Source organism: Nostoc sp. PCC 7107 (genome assembly GCF_000316625.1).
Classification (GTDB): domain Bacteria; phylum Cyanobacteriota; class Cyanobacteriia; order Cyanobacteriales; family Nostocaceae; genus Nostoc_B.
Genome location: NC_019676.1, coordinates 545,001 through 566,989, shown reverse-complemented (window position 1 = coordinate 566,989; position 21,989 = coordinate 545,001). Strand labels below are relative to the sequence as shown.

The 21,989-nt window shown below is 41.3% G+C and carries 21 protein-coding genes, 2 tRNA genes and 2 rRNA genes (1 of these 25 only partly in view); 14 read left to right on the top strand and 11 right to left on the bottom strand.

Features of this window, described 5'->3' with window-relative positions:
* Positions 1 to 107: 107 nt before the first annotated feature.
* Positions 108 to 842: a DUF1995 family protein gene (locus NOS7107_RS02450; RefSeq protein ID WP_015111396.1), complete on the bottom strand. Its 735-nt coding sequence runs from the start codon at positions 840 to 842 to the stop codon at positions 108 to 110.
* Positions 843 to 1,257: 415 nt separating this feature from the next.
* Between NOS7107_RS02450 and NOS7107_RS02445 the strand changes: the two genes are divergently transcribed.
* The 3 genes from NOS7107_RS02445 (at position 1,258) to NOS7107_RS02435 (ending at position 2,508) form a co-directional block, all read left to right on the top strand.
* Positions 1,258 to 1,620: a hypothetical protein gene (locus NOS7107_RS02445; RefSeq protein WP_015111395.1), complete on the top strand. Its 363-nt coding sequence runs from the start codon at positions 1,258 to 1,260 to the stop codon at positions 1,618 to 1,620.
* A gap of 75 nt (positions 1,621 to 1,695) precedes the next feature.
* Positions 1,696 to 2,064, top strand: coding sequence for a hypothetical protein (locus NOS7107_RS02440; RefSeq protein WP_015111394.1), 369 nt, complete (start codon positions 1,696 to 1,698; stop codon positions 2,062 to 2,064).
* Between the two features lie 75 nt (positions 2,065 to 2,139).
* Positions 2,140 to 2,508 carry a hypothetical protein gene (locus tag NOS7107_RS02435; protein ID WP_015111393.1) on the top strand — a complete coding sequence of 123 codons (369 nt, stop codon included), beginning with the start codon at positions 2,140 to 2,142 and terminating at the stop codon, positions 2,506 to 2,508.
* A gap of 106 nt (positions 2,509 to 2,614) precedes the next feature.
* Here NOS7107_RS02435 and NOS7107_RS28395 read toward each other — a convergent pair whose 3' ends face one another.
* Entirely contained in the window at positions 2,615 to 2,746 is a 132-nt protein-coding gene (locus tag NOS7107_RS28395) for a hypothetical protein (protein ID WP_015111392.1), read from the bottom strand.
* Between the two features lie 87 nt (positions 2,747 to 2,833).
* Positions 2,834 to 3,688 carry an oxygenase MpaB family protein gene (locus NOS7107_RS02430; RefSeq protein WP_015111391.1) on the bottom strand — a complete coding sequence of 285 codons (855 nt, stop codon included), beginning with the start codon at positions 3,686 to 3,688 and terminating at the stop codon, positions 2,834 to 2,836.
* Between the two features lie 109 nt (positions 3,689 to 3,797).
* On the opposite strand from NOS7107_RS02430, the gene NOS7107_RS02425 reads away from it, so the two are divergent.
* The 4 genes from NOS7107_RS02425 (at position 3,798) to NOS7107_RS02410 (ending at position 6,169) form a co-directional block, all read left to right on the top strand.
* Positions 3,798 to 4,403 carry a TetR/AcrR family transcriptional regulator gene (locus NOS7107_RS02425; protein WP_015111390.1) on the top strand — a complete coding sequence of 202 codons (606 nt, stop codon included), beginning with the start codon at positions 3,798 to 3,800 and terminating at the stop codon, positions 4,401 to 4,403.
* Complete coding sequence (locus tag NOS7107_RS02420) at positions 4,390 to 4,779, top strand: tautomerase family protein (RefSeq protein ID WP_015111389.1); 390 nt, start codon at positions 4,390 to 4,392, stop codon at positions 4,777 to 4,779. The genes NOS7107_RS02425 and NOS7107_RS02420 overlap by 14 nt, the downstream gene beginning before the upstream one ends.
* A 111-nt stretch (positions 4,780 to 4,890) precedes the next feature.
* Positions 4,891 to 5,322, top strand: coding sequence for a thioesterase family protein (locus tag NOS7107_RS02415; protein ID WP_015111388.1), 432 nt, complete (start codon positions 4,891 to 4,893; stop codon positions 5,320 to 5,322).
* Positions 5,323 to 5,527: 205 nt separating this feature from the next.
* Positions 5,528 to 6,169, top strand: a complete 642-nt coding sequence (locus NOS7107_RS02410; protein ID WP_015111387.1) for a hypothetical protein — start codon at positions 5,528 to 5,530, stop codon at positions 6,167 to 6,169.
* Positions 6,170 to 6,204: 35 nt separating this feature from the next.
* Here NOS7107_RS02410 and NOS7107_RS02405 read toward each other — a convergent pair whose 3' ends face one another.
* Positions 6,205 to 7,173, bottom strand: coding sequence for a CHAD domain-containing protein (locus tag NOS7107_RS02405; protein WP_015111386.1), 969 nt, complete (start codon positions 7,171 to 7,173; stop codon positions 6,205 to 6,207).
* A gap of 252 nt (positions 7,174 to 7,425) precedes the next feature.
* Between NOS7107_RS02405 and NOS7107_RS02400 the strand changes: the two genes are divergently transcribed.
* Positions 7,426 to 8,493: a DUF3616 domain-containing protein gene (locus NOS7107_RS02400; protein ID WP_015111385.1), complete on the top strand. Its 1,068-nt coding sequence runs from the start codon at positions 7,426 to 7,428 to the stop codon at positions 8,491 to 8,493.
* Here NOS7107_RS02400 and NOS7107_RS02395 read toward each other — a convergent pair.
* A complete protein-coding gene (locus NOS7107_RS02395; RefSeq protein WP_015111384.1) occupies positions 8,490 to 8,894 on the bottom strand; it encodes an NIL domain-containing protein in 405 nt (134 codons plus the stop codon). The genes NOS7107_RS02400 and NOS7107_RS02395 overlap by 4 nt on opposite strands.
* A gap of 87 nt (positions 8,895 to 8,981) precedes the next feature.
* Between NOS7107_RS02395 and NOS7107_RS02390 the strand changes: the two genes are divergently transcribed.
* Positions 8,982 to 9,569, top strand: a complete 588-nt coding sequence (locus tag NOS7107_RS02390; RefSeq protein WP_044500459.1) for a thioredoxin family protein — start codon at positions 8,982 to 8,984, stop codon at positions 9,567 to 9,569.
* A gap of 431 nt (positions 9,570 to 10,000) precedes the next feature.
* Here NOS7107_RS02390 and NOS7107_RS02385 read toward each other — a convergent pair whose 3' ends face one another.
* From NOS7107_RS02385 to NOS7107_RS02365, 5 genes are all read right to left on the bottom strand, one after another.
* Complete coding sequence (locus NOS7107_RS02385) at positions 10,001 to 11,323, bottom strand: CO2 hydration protein (protein ID WP_015111382.1); 1,323 nt, start codon at positions 11,321 to 11,323, stop codon at positions 10,001 to 10,003.
* Positions 11,324 to 11,350: 27 nt separating this feature from the next.
* A complete protein-coding gene (locus NOS7107_RS02380; RefSeq protein ID WP_015111381.1) occupies positions 11,351 to 11,947 on the bottom strand; it encodes a CDP-alcohol phosphatidyltransferase family protein in 597 nt (198 codons plus the stop codon).
* A 35-nt stretch (positions 11,948 to 11,982) separates the two neighbouring features.
* Positions 11,983 to 13,482 (bottom strand): NADH-quinone oxidoreductase subunit M, encoded by a 1,500-nt coding sequence (locus NOS7107_RS02375; protein ID WP_015111380.1) that lies wholly within the window; start codon positions 13,480 to 13,482, stop codon positions 11,983 to 11,985.
* A 55-nt stretch (positions 13,483 to 13,537) separates the two neighbouring features.
* Positions 13,538 to 15,397, bottom strand: coding sequence for an NAD(P)H-quinone oxidoreductase subunit F (locus NOS7107_RS02370; protein ID WP_015111379.1), 1,860 nt, complete (start codon positions 15,395 to 15,397; stop codon positions 13,538 to 13,540).
* Between the two features lie 235 nt (positions 15,398 to 15,632).
* Positions 15,633 to 16,139, bottom strand: coding sequence for a GNAT family N-acetyltransferase (locus NOS7107_RS02365; protein WP_015111378.1), 507 nt, complete (start codon positions 16,137 to 16,139; stop codon positions 15,633 to 15,635).
* Between the two features lie 143 nt (positions 16,140 to 16,282).
* On the opposite strand from NOS7107_RS02365, the gene NOS7107_RS02360 reads away from it, so the two are divergent.
* Positions 16,283 to 17,446 carry an FAD-dependent oxidoreductase gene (locus NOS7107_RS02360; RefSeq protein WP_015111377.1) on the top strand — a complete coding sequence of 388 codons (1,164 nt, stop codon included), beginning with the start codon at positions 16,283 to 16,285 and terminating at the stop codon, positions 17,444 to 17,446.
* Positions 17,447 to 17,704: 258 nt separating this feature from the next.
* Here NOS7107_RS02360 and glyQ read toward each other — a convergent pair whose 3' ends face one another.
* Positions 17,705 to 18,583, bottom strand: coding sequence for a glycine--tRNA ligase subunit alpha (gene glyQ / locus NOS7107_RS02355; protein ID WP_015111376.1), 879 nt, complete (start codon positions 18,581 to 18,583; stop codon positions 17,705 to 17,707).
* A gap of 289 nt (positions 18,584 to 18,872) precedes the next feature.
* On the opposite strand from glyQ, the gene NOS7107_RS02350 reads away from it, so the two are divergent.
* The 4 genes from NOS7107_RS02350 to NOS7107_RS02335 form a co-directional block, all read left to right on the top strand.
* A 16S ribosomal RNA gene (locus NOS7107_RS02350) occupies positions 18,873 to 20,361 on the top strand.
* Between the two features lie 123 nt (positions 20,362 to 20,484).
* Positions 20,485 to 20,558 (top strand) — tRNA-Ile (locus NOS7107_RS02345).
* 93 nt (positions 20,559 to 20,651) lie between these two features.
* Positions 20,652 to 20,724: transfer RNA gene (locus NOS7107_RS02340), tRNA-Ala, on the top strand.
* A gap of 232 nt (positions 20,725 to 20,956) precedes the next feature.
* Positions 20,957 to 21,989: ribosomal RNA gene (locus tag NOS7107_RS02335) — 23S ribosomal RNA — on the top strand (it continues 1,795 nt past the right edge of the window).
* Together the 16S and 23S rRNA genes with 2 tRNA genes alongside form the textbook arrangement of a ribosomal RNA operon.

Here is a 21,989-nt window from a genome sequence, read left to right as displayed (position 1 = left end):
GGTGTAAGGGTATGAGGGTGTATATAAGAGTGTCAGGGCTTTTAACACCTAAACCCTGACACCCTCATCTAAAATCTTAGTTTTTCGTTTTCTTGCATAAGTCTTAACTAGCTACTCAAAGCCTTAATAAATCGTTGTAAGCTTTTTAACATACTGGGTTTTTTCATAGGTGTACCTTCAGTTGATGTTTGCCCTTGCCCTTGCATCAGCAGATAGTCAATATCATCGCCCGATGGTTTTTTGGGTAGTTCAGCTATTTTTTCCCAGGTTTCGCCTTTTTGTACCAAAACTTCCCACTGTCCGGGATAGCAGCGAAAGACAGCGGTGTTTTCATCAACTGGACGCAAATAATAGCAAGATTCAATGGTATTGAGAAAACGCTCACGAATTTGTCTAGCAGCGTAACCAATCCCTACAGTACCAGAATCTTCTAGGCGTGGGTTTAACATAACCAAAGGGCGATCGCCAATAATTTCACAAACTTTTTCCAGTTGGGGTATTTCCACCGCACTTGGGGAAACAAATAAGAAAATTTCGTCTTCTGGTTTGATTTTAGACTGAATAGAGGCAGCCCTACCTGTCCCAATATCCAAAATTTGAAATGCTGCATCTACCCAATCACGACGTGCTAAGGCTGCACCACCAGCATCAGCAAAGAACACTTTCAACCGCGACTCATATTCAGCAAATAATGGCAGAAATTGTTCCGCTACAGGCATTTGTTTGAGTTCCGGGAACAGCAAATCAACTTGCACACGGGTGTAACCATCTGCTAAAGCGGCTTTTGTGGCTTCACGAGCTTGAGCGATCGCATCTTCAAGAGTATCAGGAAGTTGAGTCATAGTTAATATCGAGTTTGAGAACTTGCATCACCAATGCTTAATTTTTACAGTTTTACCGCCCAGCGATCGCGCCTCGTCATCTTTTGATTGCTAAAAATTAACCTGACATAGCTTAGATTTCGTACATCAAGCCAACATCTTCAAGACTGGTAGAGTTTTTTCTATGCGTCTTCATCAATAATTTATATTAAATTAATCGAAAGATACAAAGTCTATGCCTTCGTGATTATACTAAAATTACGTATATTTAGAGAACATTATTTAGCTTTTTAATAACTTTAAAAAATAACCGTAATTGCACTCAATTATTATTTATTTTTCTCAAAGAAACTAGATACAGCAAATATTAAAACTTACAAAAGTAAGTTGTGAGGAGTAACAATGTTACGCTCAAATGCAAAAAGGAAAAGTTCTTATGCCCAAAATCAGATGTTTGTGTGATGAAGTTATCAATTTATCTGTGATTCCAAATCGCCAAGAGTTTAAGCTTATTTGGGAACCCAAAATTGAACAAATTATCGATTCTTTAGTCAATGCACATCAACAAGCAGCATCTAATGAAGATTTTGAAAAGCAAGCCTATGACCTTTTTTATCTCAAGAAGCCAAAATTTCCTCAAGTTTATGAATGTCCAAATTGTAAGCGACTGATTGTGTTTGCCAGTGCTGCTGATAAAGTGCCTGCATTCTGGTATCAGCAAGAATTGGCAAACACAGAGACAGATTCATTACGTTCCTTGGTTGAGAAAACAGTAGATAATCAGGCTGATGAAGCTTGATAAGCCATTAGCTAAATTCTTGATTCTTTTGATATGAAATAAAACTGAGATGCTCCCAATCGTTAGGAGATTGTTATGCCCAAAATTAGTTGTATATGCGGTGGAATTATCAACCTATCCCCAATACCAAATCGGCAAGGTTTTAAGTTGCTATGGGAACCGCTAATTGAAAAATTAGCTGATAATTTAGTTGCTGCACATCAACAAGCTGAATCTGATGACGATTTTGAAAATAAAGTTTATGAACTTTTATATCCAAGGAGTTGGGAGCCAGCGAATCCTCAAGTTTACGAATGCTTTCACTGTAAAAGACTAGCTGTATTAGCCCGTGCTTCTGATCGTGAAATCACATTCTGGTATCAGCAAGAACTGGCAAACACAGAGACAGATTCATTACGTTCCTTGGTTGAGAAAACAATAGATAATCAGACTGATGAAGCTTGATAAGCTATGAGCTAAATTCTTGATTCTTTTGATGTGAAATAAAACTGGGATGCTCCCAATCGTTAGGAGATTATTATGCCCAAAATTAGTTGTATATGCGGTGAAATCATTAACCTATCTCCAATACCCAATCGGCAAGGTTTTAAGTTGCTGTGGGAACCACTAATTGAAAAATTAGCTGATAATTTGGTTGCAGCACATCAACAAGCTGAATCTGATGAAGATTTTGAAAGACAGGTCTATAAACTGTTAATTCCTACAAGACCAAAACCAGAATTTCCCCAAGTTTACGAATGCCCTCACTGTAAAAGACTAGCCGTATTAGCTAACGCTTCTGATCGTGAAATTACATTCTGGTATCAGCAAGAACGGGTAAACAAAGATGCAGATTCATTACGTTCCTTAGTTGAGAAAACAGTAGATAATCAGGCTGATGCAACTTGATAAGTTATGAGCTAGAGTCTTGATTTTTCTATTAATTGAATTACGTAAGGAGCAGATTTATGATTACTCCAAATCGCTAATAAGCAGCTTATTTATCATCGACACACTACACAGAGGTAGCAAAGAAAATTAGTTCCTTGCTACCTCTGTTACGACTGTAATCATCTGCTAAAGCGGTTTTTGTGGCTTCACTGGCTTGAGCGATCGCATCTTCAAGAGTATCAGGAAGTTGAGTCATAGTTAATATCAGGTCTGAGAAATTGCATCACCAATGCTTAATTTTTACAGTTTTACCGCCCAGCGATCGCCTGTTAAACCATAAACCTCACTTACCTCTGTCATCTGGCCCCACCTTGGCTATCTCATAACCATTGGGATAACTGCGGATAGGAGAATCAATATAAAAATTAGTCTGAGTCCGCGGTGGGAACAAGTGCATTAATCTGGCGCGGAATTTCAGTATTCTTACCATAGTAAAACGCAACAATGGTGAAGGGTGTTCAAAACCAAAAGCATCAAGCATTGTCTCATCAACTAAAGCATAGATAATCGGTTTTAATGGTTGTCGCATCCAACCAGGAAACCAACTCAAAAATAAAGCGAGGGTTGCTTCGCCAACGCGGCGGTTTGTGTGAGAATAGCGAAAGTTTTCTCGTTCGTAGTCTAGTTTATAACGTTCAAACTCTGCGTAGGTTTCGGGAATATTTTCAATGTGCATCCTCTTACCGACTTCTTGCCAAAAGTAAAAGCAAGCTAATTTTTCTTGTTCGCACATCAACCGCCAACCAAAATTCGCATTCCAGTCGATAGGATCGTAAATAAAGGTCGAAAGTACATATAAAAAATCTGCGTTGTCAATCTTAAAGCGTCCGTGGATAGCATTCATGCGTTGTAATGCTTGTTTACCGCGATCGCTCTCATAACCCCACTTGACAATTTCTACCAGCAGAATAGAGGTGTCGTCATAGCGTTTTTGCGGACGCTGGTAAAATTCTTTTGTCTTATCTAGTAATTTAGAAATATTGGGAACGCAGTAAGTTCGCATTAAGGCTAATTCGAGCGATCGCTGCATTTCCCAGGAAAATTCATAACCCGACATCAGATGATATATCTGACTATGGTCTTGTACTGGGTCAAGTTGCTGAATCAAATTCAGGTTTTGATAGCGGTTGGGAAGCATCTTGATCAATTACGATAACTTTATTTATTGTGAATCATCTCGGTCGGGATTGATTTGTCACTATTTATCATGTTATTTTTAATCAGACCAATTGGTCGGTAAAACTTTTATGTCTAAAGGTAAAGAAACAAAAACTCGAATTCTCCAACAAGCGGCGGAACTGTTTAACCAACAGGGATACGCGGGTTCGTCTATTTCAGATATTATGCGTGTTACCGGATTGCAGAAAGGAGGAATTTACAATCACTTCTCCAGCAAAGATGAATTAGCACTTCAAGCATTTGATTTTGCGATCGCCCTTATCAGTCAGCGGACAAAAGCCGCGATTCGCAGTAAAAATGATGCAGTTGAACGCCTAGAAGCGATTATGGAAGTATTTAGCAGCTTTGTTGAGCATCCACCAATTAAAGGTGGTTGTCCACTGTTGAATACAGCGATTGAGAGTGATGATACTCATCCAGCATTGCGCGATCGGGCGCGACAAGCAATGAACTCTTGGCTAAACTTGATTTCTCAAATTATTACTAAGGGAATTGATAGAGGTGAAATTCGCCCTGGAGTGAATGCTGATGAAGTTGCAACTATTATGATTGCTACTTTAGAAGGCGCAATCATGATGAGCAAGTTATGCGACGATGTAATTCACATCCAAAGAATAATTACTCACTTGAAACAGTATATAACCACTAATCTTAAAAGCAATGGTACAAGTTAAAGTATATGGTTTAGCGGATAAACTAAATCCAATTAAATCCGAGTTATCTAATATTATTCATACCTGCCTGATTGAAATTATCAAAGTTGCTCCTGAAAAAAGGTTTCAGCGATTTTTTCCCTTAGAACCAGAAAACTTCTACTATCCTAACGATAGGTCGGATAATTATCTAGTCATCGAAATTATCATGTTTGAAGGACGCTCAATGGAAACAAAAAAAGAGCTAATTCGGAAGTTAATTAAGGATATTTATGAAACCTTTGGTATTTCTGTTAACGATATTGAAATCACCCTTTTTGAAACTCCAAAATCTCACTGGGGCATTAGAGGTACAACCGGAGACGAATTAAATTTGAATTACAAAATAGAAGTTTAAATTTATTCTTAAGTGATAAATAAAGCTTGAATTTCCAAATAATTATCTACATTAGATAGGTGCTACATAAAACAAACCTTTTGGTCTTAAAAATTAGTTTTAGGAGTGATTATGGCATTAACTCAAAGTTTGCACAGAGCATTAGAAGTGAAACTAACAATTCCTGTAAGAACTTATGACATTGACTTTGCTGGAATTGTCAGCAACATAGTTTATATCAGATGGCTAGAAGACTTACGCTTGAAGTTCTTAGATGAACACTGGCAACTTGATAAACAAATCCAACAAGGATACGCACCAATCATGCTAGGAACTGAAATCAGTTATAAGCGTTCTATCAAACTCATAGATAAAGTCATAGGACATCTATGGTTAAGTGATTTAGGACGACTAAAATGGACTGTACAAGCTGAAATTTTATCTAATAATGAGTTGGCAGCAATAGCTACACAAAAAGGTGCTTTTGTCAGTTTACAAAATAATCGTCCTATTCCCATCCCAGCAGAATTGCAAAAGAAATACGCAGATTCTCAGCAAATTTAAAATTTTTTGTATATTTAAGCGGCGAGTCCGAATTTTGGTAAAGTTGCGTAGGCGAGAGTCAAATCAGGGAAAGCGATGATGTCGAGATGCGATCGCTAAAAGCTATGATGCTTAATACTAAGTCTGAGAGGGTGCATAAACTCATAACCTCACACCTATTGATTGAGTGAAGGGATGAAACACTCACACCAAAAGGAAAACGGTTATGAAAACACATATTTTATTGAGCCTTGCTTGTTCTCTGTCTTTGTTTGGCGCAGTCATATCATCTGCTTATGCTCAACAAGCCCCGACTGTACAACCTCAAGCGCAAGCAGTTAGTTCTGCAATCACCATTCCTCAAGATACAGCAATTATTGTTGCTTTTCCTGCACCTGTTACCGTAGATATTGGGCAAAAGAAAGATTATCCTCTAACCCTTCCTTTAGCTAGTGCAATTAAAGATGCTCAAGGTAATATTGTTGCGCCTGAAAATACTCCTGTAAGTATAGTTTTGCAACCAAAGGAAGGAGGCGCAAAAATTGTGGCACAGTCTTTAGTAATTAACGGACGGATTATCGCAATTAAAGCCTCTAGTCAAATTATTCCTGGTACTACCATTACCCATGTACGCGCTAATGATAAAGCAGTTGAAAATGGTTCTGTTTGGGGGCGAATTGGTGGCAGCACTTTAGGTTTTTTAAGCCAAGGAGATCCTGAGCAATTTGATCGAGGAGCTATGTTAGGAAGTGCTGTGGGATTGCTGACAGGCTTGCGTTCCGCAGAAAACACCCGGATTGTACAAATTCCTCAAAGCAGTGTTTATATCTTATCCCTTGAGGCACCTATTAGTTTAACTCCTCGTTAGTAGCAGAAAAAATCAGATAAAATAGCTCCAAAAATCTAAACTGATTGCAAGATAGCTAAACGAAAATTATGTCGGTTTTCCACCATCAAATATTTTTCTTGTAATGGTTGCCACTGCTGCCATAATTGGTACCGGTTTTCTGCTAATAAATTTGCCAGGGTAGGCAGATGAGTGTTAAATTCTGACTTAAAAACATCTGTCAGCCACTCACTCATAACTACGCTGTCTTGAATACTCCCCAAAATGTCTTGTATGCTTTTGATGTCTGCAATATAAGTTGCGGAAGATTCAGGATATAAGTCAGTAAATAATTCCATTTGATAACGCAAACGTTTTGCTTGTTTGCGTAAATCATGAATCGTTTCACCTTTATTCGTTAGATGTTGTTCTATTTTTTCAGCTTGCCAATCAATACGAATCTTGACTTCAGACTCGGCAACTTGAGTTCCCACTAACCACCCTGGATGGAGAAAGAAAATACTGACTTCTGGTAAAAGTAAATCTGGTAATACTTGCTGAATTGAGAGAGCAGCTAGAGATTGATAGTGAGGTTGTTTTAACCATTCTTCTAATGTTTGTTTAAAAGATTTATATGGCTCATCCTTGAGTGTATTCAACACATCGGCTAACGCGGCTTCGCGCTGTTTTGCTAAAGCCTGAAAAGCTTTATGTAAAGATTTCTGTTCCTTATGTGGTAGTTTTGGTTGGTAAAGCTGTTCTAAATTTTCTTTGAGTACATCTAAATCTCTGAGGCTACCCAGGCGACGAGCAAGTTTACCGATATTTTTATCGCTTGCTGGCTTTGGCAAATTTAGTACGACATCAAACCGACTAACTGCGGTGCGGAGACGGCGCATCCCTACACGCATTTGATGTAGCGCTTCTGGATCTTCATCTTTTTTAACAGTTTTTTCGTACTTTAAAGTTTTATTAAAATGCTTTTGAATTGCTTGGTAAGCATATTCGCCTAGAGTTTTGACTGTGGTTTTGGTTGCTAATTTCATAATTAATAACAACTAGTTACTTATTGGGTTTGCTGCATACTAGCATTAATTAAAAATTTCCATCTATCTAAAGATAGCTTTTTTTAACTTGATAATCATAATGATGAGTGTTAATATTATCATCATTATGAGTAAAATATACACATAAAAAAGAATTATTTTTAGATATGTATTTATTAAGTTATGAATAAAATAGTTGTCATAGCTTTTAAATATTCATGAGAAATACAAATTAAAACCTTGCTCAAAACCATGCACAATTCACAGATAATCAAGCAAATTATTCTCTCATTTACTGAAAGCTTTCGAGAATACAGAACAGATATTTCGGGAGTAATATTAACACCTGACCGTTATTTATGGTTGGGTTCAGATGAAACTGCATCATTAGAAAGACTAACTTTGATTGAGGAAAATAAATTTGCCGAACACCAACAATATAAAGTCGCAGATTTTTTAAATTTACCAGCCTCAGAAAACGAAGAAATTGATATTGAAGGACTGGCGTATACAGATTATTATTTATGGCTGGTTGGTTCGCATAGCTACAAACGCAAAAAACCAAAACCCGACAAGTCTGATCAAAAAAATGTTTCTAGGCTGGCAAAAGTTGAAATCGAATCTAACCGTTATATCTTAGGCAGAATTCCTTTGATTGATGGACATTTAGTTGCATCTTGTCAACATCCAAAAGATGCAAATTTACAGTTAACATCTGCTAAATTAGAAATAACAAAACAAGGCAATTTATTGATGTCTGCTTTAGTAAGTGACCCTCATTTGGGTGGATTTATTCAAGCTGCAATTCCTGGCAAAGATAATGGTTTTGATATTGAAGGTTTAGCCATTTATCAAAATAGGATTTTTTTAGGCTTGCGTGGCCCTGTATTAAGAGGTTGGGCAATAGTTTTAGAAATTGAACTACAAAACCATAGTCCAGGGTTGATGAAACTAATTCCGATGGGTGAAGGAAATAAAGAATACAAAAAATATTTTCTCTGGCTGAATGGGTTAGGAATTCGTGATTTGTGTCTTGATGGAGAAGATTTATTAATCTTAGCTGGGCCAACAATGGATTTAGATGGCCCAGTGCAAATTTATCGTTGGCAAAATGGTGTTAACCCTTCAGAAAATATGCTCAACTATCCACAGCTTGTGCAAGAAATTCCTTATGGAAATCGCAATGATCATGCTGAGGGAATGACTTTATTTAAAGATATATTAGGAGTGCCTTCGCTATTAGTAGTTTATGATTCTCCTGCTGATGGGAGGTTAATTGATGATCGCAGCGTTACAGCAGATATATTCCCCTTAAGTTAAAGGTTGGTAGAAATCGCTTGTACAGGACAAGTCGGAATACACTGTTCACAGACAATGCAGCGCGATCGCGTGAATGTTAATTTATATGTTTCTGGGTGCAGACTCAGTGCTTCTGTTGGACATACCCCAGTACACAAGCCACAGTCAACACAGACATCTTCATCAATGGCAATTTCTCCTAAACTTGAAGACACACCAATATGGCGCGATCTCATCCACTCAATTGCTGCATCTAGCTGATCGATGTCTCCTGAGAGTTCTACCACCAGTTTGCCGATTTGATTGGGGGCCACTTGGGCGCGGATAATATTAGCAGCTACATTAAAATCTTTTGCCAGTACATAAGTCACAGGCATTTGAATGGCACGCTTGGGAAATGTCAGAGTAACTCGTTTTTTCACAGGTTTAAGCAGGTAGAGGCGGACAGATAAAAAGAAAGCGATAAACTAACATAGTGGCAATAGTTAATAAGTATGAATAAATTTGCTATGACTACCGAAGCACCCGTTAATTCTCCCGCCAAGCCGGAATCTAAATTTGGGGCGCGTTTGAGAAACTTCTTAATTGTAATAGTAGCGATCGCCCTCAGCGTTGCCCTCGTCTTAGGATTACGAACTGAAAGTAATTCCATTTCCGTCTCCGAGTTGGGTAAAAACTCTACCCCTCTAGATGTTGCATTGAGTAACGGTAAACCATCCATAGTTGAGTTTTACGCTGACTGGTGTACTGTCTGCCAGAAGATGGCACCAGACATGGCACAACTAGAACAGCAGTATGCCAACCAAGCTAATTTTGTCATGCTGAATGTAGATAATAACAAGTGGTTGCCAGAAATGTTGAAATATCGCGTAGATGGCATTCCCCATTTTGTCTTCTTAACTAAAGGTGGAGAAAGCATAGCCCAGGCGATCGGTGATATACCCCGTACTATCATGGGCAATAATATCGAAGCATTGGTAGCTGGTACACCTTTACCTTATGCCCAAGCAAGTGGTAAAACTTCTAAAGTTTCCACACCAATTGCACCAAAAAGCCAAGATGATCCTCGCAGTCATGGTAATCAAGTAGTTAATTAGTTTTGTTCATCTAAATTTTGAAAAATACTGTGAGATTAGCAAATTCAACTGAAGGGGTGACAAAGGGACTGAAGCGGAGGAAATAGAAGGGTGTGACCGAAAAATTTGAGATTTTGGATGGGGAATTTTCGGTACAAGCCCCACCCCTTCATGGCTGAATTAATTCAAAATACTCGCTGCGCTGCGTACGCTTCGCTAACGCCAATCCAAAATTGATTCACCGTTTTGGAGTAATTTTGGGGTAAAAAAAGATAGGTCAGGTATCCTCAACAAGACCTATCAAATGATATTTTTATCTAAATTCCAATACGGTTCAGATAAGAAAACTAAATCACAGCAAAACCAACAAATAATTACTCAACCAAAAACGAAAGAATTATTTTGCAACTCAACTTACGTTCCTCTATTAAGTAAAGCTCTTCGCTGTTTAATTATCGATAATCTGAGTTTTGAATATTCCGCAGACGGGCAGCATCACGCATACCATAATCAGCGCGAGTAAAGCGATTTAATTGCTGTTCAAAAAACTCACGATTGGCTTGCAAATGTTTAGGATTCGGGTCATCTAAGGGATATAAAAGCGCAGTTCTTAATGCTTGAATTACCGCAGAAGTAACGTTATACATTGAGCGTTGGAAACTAATACCCAACTGAATCAACGTATCATCTTCACCACGGCAATGTTGTTTGTAGTAATCAACAAGATATTGTGGTAAGAAATGCAACATATCTTGCATTAATAATGTGGGTGGAATACCAGCAGTACCTACAGGAAAGACATCGGCGTAGAGAATGCCGTAGTGGAAATCTTTTTGGTCATCTGGCACTTGTCCTGCTTGGGCGTTGTATGATTTTGTACCTCTAAAGGGGGCTGTGCGGTAAAATACAGCTTCAACGTAGGGTAATGCTGCTTCGTATAGCCAAGTGAAGCCTTTTGATTTGGGGATAATTTCGTAGCATTCGCCACGGATATAAACATGATGGTAAATGGGACGGCCTGCGATCGCAAATATTCCATTCACCAAAAAGTTCATCGCATCGGGTACGCCCTTAAACCCGCCTTCGTCGTAGATGTCGGACATTTCAAAGAACACTGGGGCCATGACTTCCCAGAACAAGCCGAGGTTAGAGTAGTATGACATCTGGCGGCACTGTTCCAAGAACATATCAGGAAACAGTTTGTACAGTCCTAACATTACTGGGTTGCCTTGGAAGTAAGCTTTAATTGCCCTGTCGGCGTTGGCTTTGTATTCTTCCGAGTCGAGATAAGCGTCAAATTGATTGACTGGTGCATACATCTGCCGATGCCAAAGCATTGCCCGCATACAAGCTTCCGCAAATTCCATATTTATGCGATCGTGGAATAAGTGATGCAATAACTTGGACATTTTGATGGTTTCACCCTTTTCCATAAATGCCAACAATTCAGGATGGGCTGTTGCAACACCACGCCAAATTCTTAAATCAGCATCATCGCCAGCATAATGATTATGGAGGTCTAAATACTCTTGAGGTAAGAAGTATTTAGAAAAGGCAAATGGCTCTAAAAATACCTGTTCAGCTATATATAATAGGTCACGCCAGTAAAAATCCATCGGGACAGCATAAGCTTTATAAATCCCGATAATTTGCATCAAATTTTCTGGCGTGTCTGGTAACATTGAACCGCCTGCTTCTAAACGATGAATTACTTCAGCAAATTCATGTCGAGAAGGTGGGAGTTTAGTAACAGGTTTTTCTGGAGTCTGTACCATGTTATTTCCTGGATGTTAAATCTATTTTTAGACAGTAGAAATATCGGTTGTTTGTAATTGCTGACGTATATTTAAAGCATGAAAAATACTTAAAACATCATGTGTCCAAACTGGCAAGATTAACGTCATCGCAATTTCTTCAAGGCTGTAAATAGTTCCAGCAATACAAGTTAGCCACAAAGCTATGCCAGCGTAGTTAAATCCAAATAGGGACACAATGGCAATAAATAATGTAATGCCCCAAAACTTGGCTGAATAAGTGTGATAACTGGCGGGTTTACCATACTTGATTAAGTTAACTATCCACCACATTATTTGGGCAAAAATCACCATCAATAAAGGTAGTTGATAAGCTATCAAAATATCTCGATATCCCAGCCAAGCACTCAGGAATATACAACTAAAAAGGCAGGTATCAGCCCAGCTATCAGCTTGTCGCAATTGGGCATTGCTAACACCCAACTGCCGGGCAATAATGCCATCAAAGATATCGGAAAGAAAAGAAGCAGTAAAACCCACCAAAAACCAAATACTCGTATCACCATCCCAAGCATCCCACAGGAGGAAGGGTGCTATTAAAAAGCGGAACAGTACAAGACCACTGGGAATTAATTTGAGATTCATCTTTCCTCCTGTATCGGTGCGTAATTCTCTTGTTACTACTTCAATACAACTTGAGAAATTACGGTTTTTTCCGCAGGGGTAATTGCCGCTACCATTGCCGTAGTTGTGGTTTCACTCCAGCGCACTAACCAAGTAGGTTGGACTCCTAAAAAGATGATTAAGGCTGCTAAAATTAGGGCTGGCATTTTCTCAGACCACAATACTTTGGGATAGTAGGCTAAATTGTCGAGTCTACCAAAACAGGTGCGGTTGAGGAGGATAACGAAATATACAGCAGTTAAACCACTGGCGACGACACATAATATTGTTGAGAGGGGAAAGGCTGAGAAACTACCTTGAAAGACGATAAATTCCGCGATAAATCCTGTTAAACCGGGAATACCCGCACTAGCCATGCCACTTAATACGAGTAAGGCACTAATTAAAGGTATGCCACGGATAGGACTCATTAAACCGTTGAGTTTATCTAATTCTCTTGTGCCAACTTTGGCTTCAACGACTCCTACCAAATGGAAGAGAATTGCGAGGATAATACCGTGGCTAAACATTTGGGAAACTGCACCGACCAGCGCGAGGGAGGTACTAGCAGCACTGGCAAGCAACACATAGCCCATGTGACCGATGGAACTGTATGCTACCATGCGCTTAATATCTTTTTGCGCGATCGCCACGACTGCCCCATAAATCGCGCTAATTGCGCCCCAAATGGCTAAGGTTGGGGCAACAACACTCCAAGCATTGGGAAACATTCCCATCCCAAACCGCAATAAACCATAGGTTCCTAGCTTGGCTAACACACCACCTAAAAGAATGGCGATAGGTGCGGAAGCTTCAACATAAGCATCAGGTAGCCATGTATGGAAGGGAACTAAAGGAATTTTGATGCCAAAACCCAGGATGATTCCTGATAGCAAAAGCAGTTGGAGTCCGGCGGAGAGGGTTTGAGTGGAGACAGCATCAATGGCAAAGCTAGTGGAACCTGTCAGCCACACCATACCTAAGAAGGTGGCTAAAATTAATGCGCCGGAAACCGCAGTGTAAATTAGAAACTTGATTCCCGCATAAGCCCGTTTTTCGCCGCCCCAAATAGAAATTAATAAATAGAAGGGGATTAATTCTAACTCGTAGAACAAGAAAAACAAAAGTAAGTTTTCGGCGAGAAAAGCCCCGGCAACGCCACCACTTACTAACAAAATCATTGAGTAAAATAGCCGGGGGCGTTCAGTATTTTGACTACTGCTGTAAATAGCAATCCAAGTGAGGAGGCTATTTAAAACCAACATTAATATTGATAAACCATCCACGCCTAATTGATAGCTTAAACCTAGGGTTTCGTTCCAAGGTAGATATTCTTGAAACTGCATTCCAGGAGTGTTGAGATCGAATTTAAAGAGGATGAATAAATTCCACAGCAGGATTAAACCGGATATAGTGAGGGCTACCAAGCGCACGCGATTGGGTGGGATGGAATTACTAGGCCAAAACCCTATAATTAACGCAGCGATGATTGGTACCCAAATTAAAACACTCAGCATGGTAGTTTAGGGATTTATAACCGCAGGAAAAGTACAAATGACGAATAATAAATGACTAAAACATCAACTCTAAAAATTGCACGCCCCAGTATGGCCATGTCACCCACGCACCTAAAAGACCGATTCCTAATAGGACGGTAAAGGCATAAGTTTGGGTTTGACCGGAGGTGCTGTATTTCAAACCTTCTCCACCGAGGAGTGAAAATAAACCAACAAAATTAACTATGCCATCAACTACAAAGCGGTCAATCATATCAGCGAATTTAGCAAGTTGGGCAACGCTGAAAATGATGGTCATACGGTAGAGTTTGGGAGTATAAAAGTCGTAAGCGAACAAGTCTTGCAAGCCTTTCCAAGGTAGGCGAATTGGTTTAGGAATATTGCCGAGATAAATTACCCCAGAGACACTAAAACCAAAGATGCTTGACCAAATTAACAAGAGGGCGACATCTTTATTCATGGTTGCCCAGTTGGGTAATAGTGATAAGCTTTGCAACACTAAAGGTAGATGGAGGACAAAGCCGAATAAAATTACCATCGGTAGTACCATTGGCCAGTGAACTTCAGGCGATCGCTCACTCATCTGCTTGGGTTTACCACCAAAAATTAAGCCGAATTCTCTGGTTAAACTGACTGCGGTTAAGGCGTTAACTCCTATAACTATCCCAACTAACCAAGGTTGAGTAGCCCATAACCCATCGGCTAATTTCATCAACGCCCAAAAGCTACCTAGGGGTGGGAAGCCAATTAATCCTAATGTGCCAACAATAAAAGCTAAACCAGAGATTGGGCGACGTGACCATAGTCCACCTAGTTGGGTGACATCTTGGCTAATACTGTTCCAAATAATCCCCCCCGTACTCATCACCAACAATGCAGCAGATAAGGCATGGGTAAGAACTAATAATAATGCAGCTTCATCTTGTTGTGTACCTACAGCGATGAACACCAAGCCCATGTAAGCACTAACAGAATAAGATTGGCAGCGTTTAACGTCTATTTGGGCGATCGCAATTAACGAAGCACCAATGGCTGTTACCGCACCTATCGCTACCATTGCAGCAGACACTACAGGCGACAGAGTTAACACAGGTTGCAATTTAATCAGCACCCATGCGCCACTCGCAACTACTACCGAGTTCCGCAAAACTGTACTGGGAACAGGGCCTTCCATCGCCTCATCTAACCACAAATGCAGGGGGAACTGGGCGCATTTGCCCATTGGCCCGGCAATTAACGCTAAACCGACTAAGGTAATTACATTGGGGTCAACTTCAGCAGTTGTCGCCCATACAGCTAGTTCGTTATAATCCCAGGTTCCCGCCAGAGGCCATAAACCTAAGACCCCTATCAACAAAAACAAGTCTCCTACCCGTTTGGTCAAGAAAGCGTCTCTCGCACCGCTAACTACCAATGGTTGACTAAACCATAAGCCAACTAACAGGTAAGTTCCTAAAGTGAGGACTTCAAGAATTACATAACTGAAGAACAAGTTATTACATAAAGCTAAAGCGCATAATCCCGCTTCAAATAATCCCAACAAAGAATAGAAGCGTCCCCAACCCCAATCCATTTCCATATAGCCAATGGCAAAAATCTGCGCCAGCAAATTTAACCCTGCAATTACTACCAATGCACCTACACTAATTGAAGAAATTTCGATAGCAATGGTAAGGTCTAAACCTGCTGTTGACAGCCAATGAATAAATACTTCTTGGGGTGGATGATTCCAAGTTGCTTGTAAGGCGATCGCACTATGGAGAAACGCCAAAAATGTCATTACTAAATTCACATAACCTGCGGGTCTGGGCCCAGTTTTACGAATGATCCCTGGCGACCAAGGTACGGCTAAAAGACCGCCTATCAAAGCATATAAAGGAACTAGCCACACAGTCTCTAGTAGAAACTGAGCCATGAAATTACCTCTAGATTTAAACAAAACTTAGTGTTGCGGAATCAAAGAACTTTGATCCCGCAACTGTTCACTATTCAAAAACGCAAGTTTATATTTGCTTAATTTTGTTAGATTAAGCTTACCTTTATCTGAAGCAAAATGGAATTGCTTGATTAGATAAATCAACGATAATTAGTCTAATTAATTCTTATATATCAATGGATTGGATTCATAAATACTATCTATTGATTAATATCTATGGTTTGGGCTTTTCCCCAATCCGTAAACCCATAATTATTAGGTCACGTTCTACCCCATCTAAATCAGCAACTTGAGGTAAATGTCCCCAACGTTGAAAACCCAATGTTTCAAAAAGTTTCAGGCTGGGATGATTATGGGCGAAAATAAACCCTAACAGTGTTTTTAACCCTAAATTTGGGCTTTCATTAATTGCTTGGGTTAAAAGTTGTCGTCCTAAACCGCAATGATGAAAAGCTGGGGCAATATAAATGCTAATTTCGGCGGTTGAATTGTAAGCTGGTCGACCGTAAAATGATTGGAAACTGAGCCAACCAGCAATTACCCCCTCCTGTTCAATTACCCAAAGAGGACGAAAATTAGGCGATCGCCCATGAAACCATAAGCGGCGACTTTCCACAGAAACAGGTTTTAAATCAGCGGTGGCGAGACGGCTAGGAATTGCCGTATTATAAATAGCTACGATCGCAGGTAAATCAGTTTCAGTCGCATGGCGGATAGTCATCACTGCCGTGTGGGAGAGAATATTGTACAAAATATTCAGAAATCATACAGTGTTCATCAAAAGAATTCTATGTCTGCTTTGGCTTTCGGTGATATCACAAAATTTGATGTTATTATCACAAGGCGAGTAAAGACGGCGCATCAATGCAACAAGATTCACTAAAAGACTTAGTGCTAGTCGGTGGTGGTCACAGTCATGCGATCGTACTAAGAATGTTCGCCATGAAACCCTTACAAGGAGTACGTTTAACTTTAATTACGCCTGCACCGAATACACCTTATTCTGGAATGTTACCAGGACACATTGCTGGATTATATAGTTATGAGCAATGCCACATCAATTTGCCGAGATTGACTCGCTTTGCTCATGCACAGTTATATATAGACAGTATGGTTAATCTCGATTTAGACAATCACAAGGTAATTTGTGCGAATCGCCCCGCTGTAAATTTTGATGTACTCTCCATTGATATTGGCAGTACTCCCGCCACAAAAGATGTCCTTGGTGCAGCAGAGTATGCCATTCCAGCTAAACCTGTAGCAGAATTACTAGAAAACTGGTATAAATTACTGCAAAATATCAATAATAATCCTCAACAGCAATGGAATATTGTGATTGTTGGTGGTGGTGCTGGCGGCGTAGAATTAGCACTCTCAATGCAAACACACATACAGCGAATCTTGATCGCTAATCAACAACCAATTCAAAATCTAGAAATTCACTTGTTCAATCGTCATCAAGAAATCCTACCCTATCATCATTCCTTGGTGCAGCGCCAGGTAAAACAAATATTAACCAGCCGAGATATTTTCCTGCATCTAGGGGAATCTGTGTCCCAAATTGCACAGATAAATGAAGAATCACTAGCAGTCAAATGTGAATCTGGGTTAGCAGTCGAATGTCAAAAAGTTTTCTGGGTAACACAAGCATCAGCACCAGACTGGTTAATAGCTACAGGGCTAGGGACTGATGAACAAGGCTTTATTTTAGTCAATGACACCTTGCAATCTCAAACACACCCACAAGTATTTGCCGCAGGGGATATTGCTACAATGGTCAATTATCCCCGTCCAAAAGCAGGTGTATTTGCGGTACGTCAGGGTAAGCCATTATTTGAGAACTTGCGACGAATTATCTTAGGTAAACCACTCAAACCTTATCTACCACAGCAACAATACTTAAGTTTAATTGGTACAGGAGACAAAAGAGCGATCGCCACCAAAGGCGCGTTCACCTTACCAGCCCATCCTCTAATTTGGCGCTGGAAAGATTGGATTGACCGCCGCTTCATGGAACAGTTTAGATAGATAAGCAGCTATTATCGATGCTGAAAAAGAACTGGCGATCGATAGAACGCGTTAGGAATTACTCAGCAACTCTCTCAAACTTTTATTTCTCCATATCCTTTGTGTTCTCTGTAGTTTGATGTGTTTTAACTGTGTATAATTCCTACGCGGCTATAAATTTGGCAGCGATCGCCACCCAATGCAGTCCCCTGAAGGGAATAACGAAAATTGTTAAAAACTAAAGTTCCTGATCCTTAATAGTTTCAAGGTTTATCAAACTCACACTGCTGTTTTCTTCAGCAAAGGATAGCCAAGCTTTTCTCGCTGTTCTACATATAGTTGCGCTACTTTTCTAGCCAAATGACGAATTTTGGCAATATAACGAGTTCTTTCCGTTACAGAAATTACTCCTCTAGCATCTAGTAAATTGAACGTATGCGAACACTTCATTACATAATCTAAGCTTGGTAAGACTAAACCACGCTCTGTTAACTGGTTAGCTTCTTGCTCATATAAATTAAACAGTGTTAGTAGCATCTCAGGATTTGATGCTTCAAAGTTGTAAGTACTCTGCTCAATCTCATTTTGCAGAAAAACATCTCCATAAGTAATATTGTCTGTCCACTGAAGCTTTGTAAATGCTTCTACTTGCTGGAGATACATCGTTAGTCGCTCTAACCCGTACGTAATTTCAATCGACACAGGTCTGCAATCTATTCCGCCACATTGTTGAAAGTAAGTAAATTGAGTAATTTCCATTCCATCTAACCAAACTTCCCAACCAGTACCCCAAGCGCCTACTGTTGCATCTTCCCAGTTATCTTCCACAAACCGAATATCGTGGTCTTCAGGACGAATACCCAAAGCCCTCAAAGAATCAAGATAAATTTCTTGGATATTATCTGGTGATGGCTTAATTAAAACTTGGTATTGATAGTAATGCTGAAAACGGTTAGGGTTTTCGCCGTAACGACCATCTGTAGGACGGCGACATGGTTCAACATAAGCTACAGCCCAAGGTTCTGGCCCCAAAGCTCTTAAAAATGTATGGGGGTTTTTAGTACCAGCTCCCTTCTCAATATCGTATGGTTGACCAATCAAACAACCGAAATCGCGCCAAAAGTGGTGAAGAGAGGAGATGACGGATTGAAAATTCAAGGTATACCTTCCTGAAAGAGTATGCAAAGTGCATAGACTATTGTGAACGAGAAAGGACGAGGGGAGGAAGAGGAAAAAGAAGTTAGAAAAAGTAGTTGACAGAGAGAGGAGAGTGAGATAGATTAGATAAGTGCCTGAGAGGAGCGCTGCGAAGCGAAGCTCGGAGGGAACCGAACCATGAAAAAATTATAGTTTGAAAGCAATAATAACACAAGTAGCCTGCGTCAAGAAAATAAAGTAACCAGGCTGAGGTTATAAAAGAACAGCAAAAGAGCTAAACAAACAATTCAAAACGGAGAGTTTGATCCTGGCTCAGGATGAACGCTGGCGGTATGCTTAACACATGCAAGTCGAACGGTCTTTTCGGAGATAGTGGCGGACGGGTGAGTAACGCGTGAGAATCTAGCTTCAGGTCGGGGATAACTACTGGAAACGGTGGCTAATACCGGATGTGCCGAAAGGTAAAAGGCTTGCTGCCTGAAGATGAGCTCGCGTCTGATTAGCTAGTTGGTGTGGTAAGAGCGCACCAAGGCGTCGATCAGTAGCTGGTCTGAGAGGATGATCAGCCACACTGGGACTGAGACACGGCCCAGACTCCTACGGGAGGCAGCAGTGGGGAATTTTCCGCAATGGGCGAAAGCCTGACGGAGCAATACCGCGTGAGGGAGGAAGGCTCTTGGGTTGTAAACCTCTTTTCTCAAGGAATAAAAAAATGAAGGTACTTGAGGAATAAGCATCGGCTAACTCCGTGCCAGCAGCCGCGGTAATACGGAGGATGCAAGCGTTATCCGGAATGATTGGGCGTAAAGCGTCCGCAGGTGGCGATGTAAGTCTGCTGTTAAAGAGCAAAGCTTAACTTTGTAAAAGCAGTGGAAACTACATAGCTAGAGTACGTTCGGGGCAGAGGGAATTCCTGGTGTAGCGGTGAAATGCGTAGAGATCAGGAAGAACACCGGTGGCGAAGGCGCTCTGCTAGGCCGTAACTGACACTGAGGGACGAAAGCTAGGGGAGCGAATGGGATTAGATACCCCAGTAGTCCTAGCCGTAAACGATGGATACTAGGCGTTGCGAGTATCGACCCTCGCAGTGCCGGAGCCAACGCGTTAAGTATCCCGCCTGGGGAGTACGCACGCAAGTGTGAAACTCAAAGGAATTGACGGGGGCCCGCACAAGCGGTGGAGTATGTGGTTTAATTCGATGCAACGCGAAGAACCTTACCAAGACTTGACATGTCGCGAATCCTCTTGAAAGGGAGGAGTGCCTTAGGGAGCGCGAACACAGGTGGTGCATGGCTGTCGTCAGCTCGTGTCGTGAGATGTTGGGTTAAGTCCCGCAACGAGCGCAACCCTCGTTTTTAGTTGCCAGCATTAAGTTGGGCACTCTAGAGAGACTGCCGGTGACAAACCGGAGGAAGGTGGGGATGACGTCAAGTCAGCATGCCCCTTACGTCTTGGGCTACACACGTACTACAATGCTACGAACAGAGGGCAGCAAGCTAGCGATAGCAAGCAAATCCCGGAAATCGTAGCTCAGTTCAGATCGAAGCTTGCAACTCAGCTTCGTGAAGGAGGAATCGCTAGTAATTGCAGGTCAGCATACTGCAGTGAATTCGTTCCCGGGCCTTGTACACACCGCCCGTCACACCATGGAAGCTGGCAACGCCCGAAGTCATTACCCCAACTTTTAGGAGAGGGGGATGCCTAAGGCAGTGCTGGTGACTGGGGTGAAGTCGTAACAAGGTAGCCGTACCGGAAGGTGTGGCTGGATCACCTCCTTTTAGGGAGACCTACCCAACTGTCATCTCAATTGCCAAAAGCAAGTAAACAGAAGACAGATGGTCAAACCTAGGTCGGTCGCAGGAAATTGTGGAAGCTTTCAAACTATGGTTTGGTTCGTATTGGGGCTATTAGCTCAGGTGGTTAGAGCGCACCCCTGATAAGGGTGAGGTCCCTGGTTCGAGTCCAGGATGGCCCACCTGAACAAGTAAAAAAACAAAGTAAAAAGTAAAAAGAAACAGAATAAAAATTTTTCTTTCGCCTTTTAACTTTCAAATTTTAACTTGAGTCTGGGGGTTTAGCTCAGTTGGTAGAGCGCCTGCTTTGCAAGCAGGATGTCAGCGGTTCGAGTCCGCTAACCTCCACCTAGAAAGAAAAAAGTGAAGGAAAAACAGCAACTAACGTAAAAGTAGTTAGACTGCTGGGAAGAATTCCTAGCCAGAACCTTGAAAACTGCATAGAAACGCGATTGAAAGCAGGCAGACGCAGAAAAGAAGTACTGAGTACTGAGTGCTGAGTGCTGAGTAAAATCAGTGTAAGCAGACGAAGTAGGCAGAATGGAAAAGAGTGTTTGCAGAATGTGTACCAATGAAAAGTGGTCAAGCGAATAAGAGCTAATGGTGGATACCTAGGCACACAGAGGCGAAGAAGGACGTGGTTACCGACGAAATACTCCGGGGAGTTGGAAGCAAACTATGAGCCGGAGATGTCCGAATGGGGCAACCCTGTATACTACCTGTTGAATATATAGACAGGAAAGAGCCAACCCAGCGTAACTGAAACATCTTAGTAGCTGGAGGAAGAGAAATCAAAAGAGATTCCCTGAGTAGTGGTGAGCGGAAGGGGAAGAGCCTAAACCAGTTGGTTTACTGACTGGGGTTGTGGGACAGCAATATCGAATCTAGAGGCTAGACGAAGCAGCTAAGTACTGCACCAAAGAAAGTGAAAGTCTTGTAGTCGAAAGTCAAAGGATAGTAGCTGAATCCCGAGTAGCATGGGGCACGAGGAATCCCATGTGAATCAGCGAGGACCATCTCGTAAGGCTAAATACTACTGTGTGACCGATAGTGAACCAGTACCGCGAGGGAAAGGTGAAAAGAACCCCGGAAGGGGAGTGAAATAGAACATGAAACCATAAGCTTACAAGCAGTGGGAGTCCGATTGAACGGATGACCGCGTGCCTGTTGAAGAATGAGCCGGCGACTTATAGGCACTGGTAGGTTAAGGCGAGAATGCTGGAGCCAAAGGGAAACCGAGTCTGAAAAGGGCGATAATCAGTGTTTATAGACCCGAACCCTGGTGATCTAACCATGGCCAGGATGAAGCTTGGGTAACACCAAGTGGAGGTCCGCACCGACCGATGTTGAAAAATCGGCGGATGAGCTGTGGTTAGGGGTGAAATGCCAATCGAACCAGGAGCTAGCTGGTTCTCCCCGAAATGTGTTGAGGCGCAGCGGTAACGATTAAATCTGGGGGGTAAAGCACTGTTTCGGTGCGGGCTGGGAGACCGGTACCAAATCGAGACAAACTCAGAATACCCAGAGAACACGTTGCCAGTGAGACGGTGGGGGATAAGCTTCATCGTCAAGAGGGAAACAGCCCAGACCACCAGCTAAGGTCCCCAAATCAT

Excerpts from the sequence above, each read along its gene's own strand:
- NOS7107_RS02450 (WP_015111396.1), bottom strand. The coding sequence starts at position 842 with ATGACTCAACTTCCTGATACTCTTGAAGATGCGATCGCTCAAGCTCGT.
- NOS7107_RS02445 (WP_015111395.1), top strand. The coding sequence starts at position 1,258 with ATGCCCAAAATCAGATGTTTGTGTGATGAAGTTATCAATTTATCTGTG.
- NOS7107_RS02440 (WP_015111394.1), top strand. The coding sequence starts at position 1,696 with ATGCCCAAAATTAGTTGTATATGCGGTGGAATTATCAACCTATCCCCA.
- NOS7107_RS02435 (WP_015111393.1), top strand. The coding sequence starts at position 2,140 with ATGCCCAAAATTAGTTGTATATGCGGTGAAATCATTAACCTATCTCCA.
- NOS7107_RS28395 (WP_015111392.1), bottom strand. The coding sequence starts at position 2,746 with ATGACTCAACTTCCTGATACTCTTGAAGATGCGATCGCTCAAGCCAGT.
- NOS7107_RS02430 (WP_015111391.1), bottom strand. The coding sequence starts at position 3,688 with ATGCTTCCCAACCGCTATCAAAACCTGAATTTGATTCAGCAACTTGAC.
- NOS7107_RS02425 (WP_015111390.1), top strand. The coding sequence starts at position 3,798 with ATGTCTAAAGGTAAAGAAACAAAAACTCGAATTCTCCAACAAGCGGCG.
- NOS7107_RS02420 (WP_015111389.1), top strand. The coding sequence starts at position 4,390 with ATGGTACAAGTTAAAGTATATGGTTTAGCGGATAAACTAAATCCAATT.
- NOS7107_RS02415 (WP_015111388.1), top strand. The coding sequence starts at position 4,891 with ATGGCATTAACTCAAAGTTTGCACAGAGCATTAGAAGTGAAACTAACA.
- NOS7107_RS02410 (WP_015111387.1), top strand. The coding sequence starts at position 5,528 with ATGAAAACACATATTTTATTGAGCCTTGCTTGTTCTCTGTCTTTGTTT.
- NOS7107_RS02405 (WP_015111386.1), bottom strand. The coding sequence starts at position 7,173 with ATGAAATTAGCAACCAAAACCACAGTCAAAACTCTAGGCGAATATGCT.
- NOS7107_RS02400 (WP_015111385.1), top strand. The coding sequence starts at position 7,426 with ATGCACAATTCACAGATAATCAAGCAAATTATTCTCTCATTTACTGAA.
- NOS7107_RS02390 (WP_044500459.1), top strand. The coding sequence starts at position 8,982 with ATGACTACCGAAGCACCCGTTAATTCTCCCGCCAAGCCGGAATCTAAA.
- NOS7107_RS02385 (WP_015111382.1), bottom strand. The coding sequence starts at position 11,323 with ATGGTACAGACTCCAGAAAAACCTGTTACTAAACTCCCACCTTCTCGA.
- NOS7107_RS02380 (WP_015111381.1), bottom strand. The coding sequence starts at position 11,947 with ATGAATCTCAAATTAATTCCCAGTGGTCTTGTACTGTTCCGCTTTTTA.
- NOS7107_RS02375 (WP_015111380.1), bottom strand. The coding sequence starts at position 13,482 with ATGCTGAGTGTTTTAATTTGGGTACCAATCATCGCTGCGTTAATTATA.
- NOS7107_RS02370 (WP_015111379.1), bottom strand. The coding sequence starts at position 15,397 with ATGGCTCAGTTTCTACTAGAGACTGTGTGGCTAGTTCCTTTATATGCT.
- NOS7107_RS02365 (WP_015111378.1), bottom strand. The coding sequence starts at position 16,139 with ATGACTATCCGCCATGCGACTGAAACTGATTTACCTGCGATCGTAGCT.
- NOS7107_RS02360 (WP_015111377.1), top strand. The coding sequence starts at position 16,283 with ATGCAACAAGATTCACTAAAAGACTTAGTGCTAGTCGGTGGTGGTCAC.